The sequence below is a fragment of the Cupriavidus sp. WS genome, assembly GCF_000395345.1.
In the GTDB taxonomy this organism is placed as follows: Bacteria; Pseudomonadota; Gammaproteobacteria; order Burkholderiales; family Burkholderiaceae; genus Cupriavidus; species Cupriavidus basilensis_B.
The window spans coordinates 1-3,218 of the sequence record NZ_AQPL01000651.1; the positions used below are offsets into that span (position 1 = coordinate 1).

The window sequence follows — 3,218 nt, forward strand, 5'->3', positions numbered from 1 at the left end:
GGCTGGACATAGACGGCGGCGAACGCTTGGCCGTAGAGCTTGTTGACCCAAGCCGACATGTCCCGCACGCCGCCCGCGAGAATTTGGCCGACCGCTTCCTGGCCGCTGATACCCACGGTGCCGATGGAGCCGTCCGAGCCGACATAGGACATGCGCCCGCTGTCGCTCTCGATGAGCGAGGCCACGCCGGCACCGGCCGCGGTGATCAGGGCTTGCGAGCCGAGGTATTGCTGGGCGTTGCTGCGCCGCTCGCCGCTGACGCAGGGAATGCCGTAGGGATCGCTGATCCAGCCCAAGCCATCGCGCTGCTGGTTGTTCTGCTGGTTTCCTTCGCGGTCTTCGGGAATCGTGCGGATCGTGCCGTCGTTGAAGACGAACGTGATGCTGCGCACCTGGCCGCGCACGCACGAAAGCGTCCAGTCGCCCGATGCGGTGCCGCTGAACACGGCGCCGGCCACGTCGGGAACCTCGATGCCATTGGCGGTCAGGTTGTCCGGCCCGACCAGCACTTTGAACGGATACGGATCGTTGACCGTGCCGTCGATCGGCACACGCCCGATCAGCGCGGTCATCGCGACCGAGCCCATGAGCGTGGAGTTCGTGGGGACGGTATAGACGGGCTTCGCGGCTTTGACCCCGGCGGCGCGCGCGTCCGCGTTCGCCACGATCTCAGCCGTGGTTTCCAGCGTGCGTTGCGCGGGGCCGAAGCTCGTCGGGAAGCTCATGCCGCCAGCCGTGCCGCGGCCCCCGTTGCGTCCCTCGGCAGGCTTCGCGTCATCCGGTTCAACCCAGCGCATGCCGCCTTCCATCCCGACCTCGTCCCCCCCCTGCAGCCCCAGGCCCACGGGCAGATCGGCATGGCTGCCGCCACGCCCGCCAATGCTGTCCAGGCGCCGCTGCAGATCGGCGAGCAGCCCCTCGGTCTGCTGGCGCTCGCTGGCCGCCTGCTGCTGGTCGCGCCGCAGGTTGGAGCGTTCGGACTCCAGCGCAGAGTTGATGCGCTGGTCGATCGAGTTCTCGCGCTGACGCAGCCGCTGGTTCTCCTCACGCTGGGACTTGTTGTCCGAGAGCGCCGTCTGAAGCTCGGTGCGCAACTGCTTCACCTGCGCCACCAGGGTCGCCACGGTGTCGCGCGGGGTATCGCCCTCGATGCCCAGTGCTTTCATTTCTTCGGGCGTGAGCCGGGCGCTGGCATCGCCAGCGGGTGGCGCCGACGTGCTGCCGCCCGAGAACAGCCGGATGCCGACGAACAGCACCAGCAGCGCGACCGGGATCATCAGCCACTTGAGCAGGCCGTTACTGCGCATGGTCGGCCTCCTTGCTTTCGGTGGCTTCGGCTTCTGGTTGCGGCAGATGCACGGCTGGATCGAAACGATGAATGGCCGGCAGCAGCGACTGCGCCAGGCCGCGCCCGCGCGTCACCAGGTACAGGACGGTCGTGTCCTCGGGCGTTCCGCGCGGACCCAGCGCCTCGTGCTGGAAGGTCGCGGTGAGGAAGTCGCCTTGCAGCACACGCGGATCAAGGTTGACCCAGCCGGAGCTGGTGTTGGTGAGGCGCACGGCCGTCACCCATTGGTCTTCCAGACGCCACGACGCGAGCGCCACCGCGCGAGCGGGCAATGTCGGCATCAACGTGCCGAGGTCCATGTCGCGCCGCAGATTGACGCGCATGACGCCCGGCAGTGGCTCCACGGTGCGCAGCGGCGCGTAAAGGTTCTGCGCGGCGAAGCGTGTCAGGACAACCGGAACCGGGGTTTCGCGCCGCACCGGCCGCACACCCGGCTGGTCTTGGCCACGCGCGGGAGGCTCCGCACCGTCAAGCTGCTCGCCATAGCGCGGGGGGGTACTGTTGCCCTCGACGATGCGCACTGGCTCCAGTTCGGCTTCCCCGTCCTTGGGCGACTCGGCCGCGATGTCCAGCAAAATCAGCGCGCCGGTGTCGGCGTCCTGCAATTGCAGCCGCGTGGGCTCAATCGGCTCGTTGGCGCGCAGGTACACCGCGCCGCCCGCACTCTGTACGCGCAGGCGTTCGCCGAGGCCCGCGGGCACGCCCACACGCACGTTCCGGTCGATGAACACGATGCGCTCCTGGCCGACCTTCAGCGGCACCGCCAGCGGCATGCGTTCCCAGCGCAGGATTTCCACCGCCTGGGCAACGGGTGCCGCGGCCACGGCCAGCAGCCCCAGCAGCGCGAGTACAGGGTGCTTCATGGGGTGGTTCCTCCTTGAGGAGCTTGCGGAGACAGGCCACTTGGCGCCGAGCGCGTCGGTTCCGGGGCGTTGATGCGCTGGGGCGTGCCGTCGTAGCAGTCGAGTGCCAGGCCGAAGGGGTTGCGCGCGGGGTCGATGTCCACCTTGGTGACTTTCACGGGGTAGCGCACCAGGGCGCGCTTGACTTGTTCCGCGCCGTAGTACTCGTCCGCGGTGATGTCCAGCGTCACCACCCAGTCGCGATCGGAGATCGTGCGCACGCGCGCCGTAGGGTCGTCGCCGTAGCCGCGGCCAGGGATTTCGTAGATGCCGCGCACGCGCTGGCGCAGCTCGCCCGTGCTGCGGCGGTAGTCGTAGTCCGCGCGCAGGAAGGCCTGGCAGGACGGGGTGAGGTACGGCGAGAGCGTGTGAAGGTTGCGCGGGTAGTCCTCTTCGCCATTGGTCGGCCATCGGTTGAGGGTCTGGAACACGTAGAACGTGAACGCATAGACCGATTCGGGCGGCACCTCCCACCACTTGCGGGTGCTGCCCGAGCGCAGGTCAGGCGGGACGTGGATGGTCAGGTCGCGCGGCGCGCTCCACCAGCCGCCACCCATGACCAGGGCGACGATGACCAGGGCACCGGCACCCAGGCGAAGCGTCCTGATGTGCGCCTGCAGGTGGGTGATCTCGTTCTTGAAGCGGCTCATCGTGCGCTCCTTGAAGCAGACCGCCGGGTGGTCCAGAAGCCGGAGCGCGAGATCAGCACATGGCCACCGACCCAGCCCGCCATCAGCGGATGGCGCGTGGCGATGCGCCATTGCAATTGCCGATACAGCCAGGTGTCGGGGCGCCCGCGCTTGAGGCGGCGCAGGATGCCGCCGCCGATGAACACGCCCAGCGCCACGCCCAGGACGACGAACGTCGGTGCCAGCGCGATCGTGCGGAACACCCAGGACAGCGGCGTGCCGACCAGCAGGCCGGCGGCACCGGACAGGCCGCAGCAGATCCACAGTTCGTCGGCGGTG

At 68.7% G+C, this 3,218-nt stretch carries 4 protein-coding genes; all 4 read right to left on the reverse strand.

What is annotated here, in order from left to right; translation table 11 throughout:
* On the reverse strand, window positions 1-1,307 hold a 1,307-nt coding region (locus K206_RS0136155; RefSeq protein WP_020207101.1), incomplete at its 3' end, for a TIGR03752 family integrating conjugative element protein.
* Window positions 1,297-2,211, reverse strand: a complete 915-nt coding sequence (locus K206_RS0136160) for a TIGR03749 family integrating conjugative element protein (protein ID WP_020207102.1) — start codon at window positions 2,209-2,211, stop codon at window positions 1,297-1,299. The genes K206_RS0136160 and K206_RS0136155, both read right to left, overlap by 11 nt.
* A complete protein-coding gene (locus K206_RS0136165; protein ID WP_020207103.1) occupies window positions 2,208-2,900 on the reverse strand; it encodes a PFL_4703 family integrating conjugative element protein in 693 nt (230 codons plus the stop codon). The genes K206_RS0136160 and K206_RS0136165 overlap by 4 nt, the downstream gene beginning before the upstream one ends.
* The coding region (locus tag K206_RS0136170) for a TIGR03750 family conjugal transfer protein (protein WP_020207104.1) at window positions 2,897-3,218 on the reverse strand (322 nt) is incomplete at its 5' end. The genes K206_RS0136165 and K206_RS0136170, both read right to left, overlap by 4 nt.

What these genes read in the sequence shown, in the direction of transcription:
- K206_RS0136160 (WP_020207102.1), bottom strand. Translation starts at nt 2,211, where the DNA reads ATGAAGCACCCTGTACTCGCGCTGCTGGGGCTGCTGGCCGTGGCCGCG.
- K206_RS0136165 (WP_020207103.1), bottom strand. Translation starts at nt 2,900, where the DNA reads ATGAGCCGCTTCAAGAACGAGATCACCCACCTGCAGGCGCACATCAGG.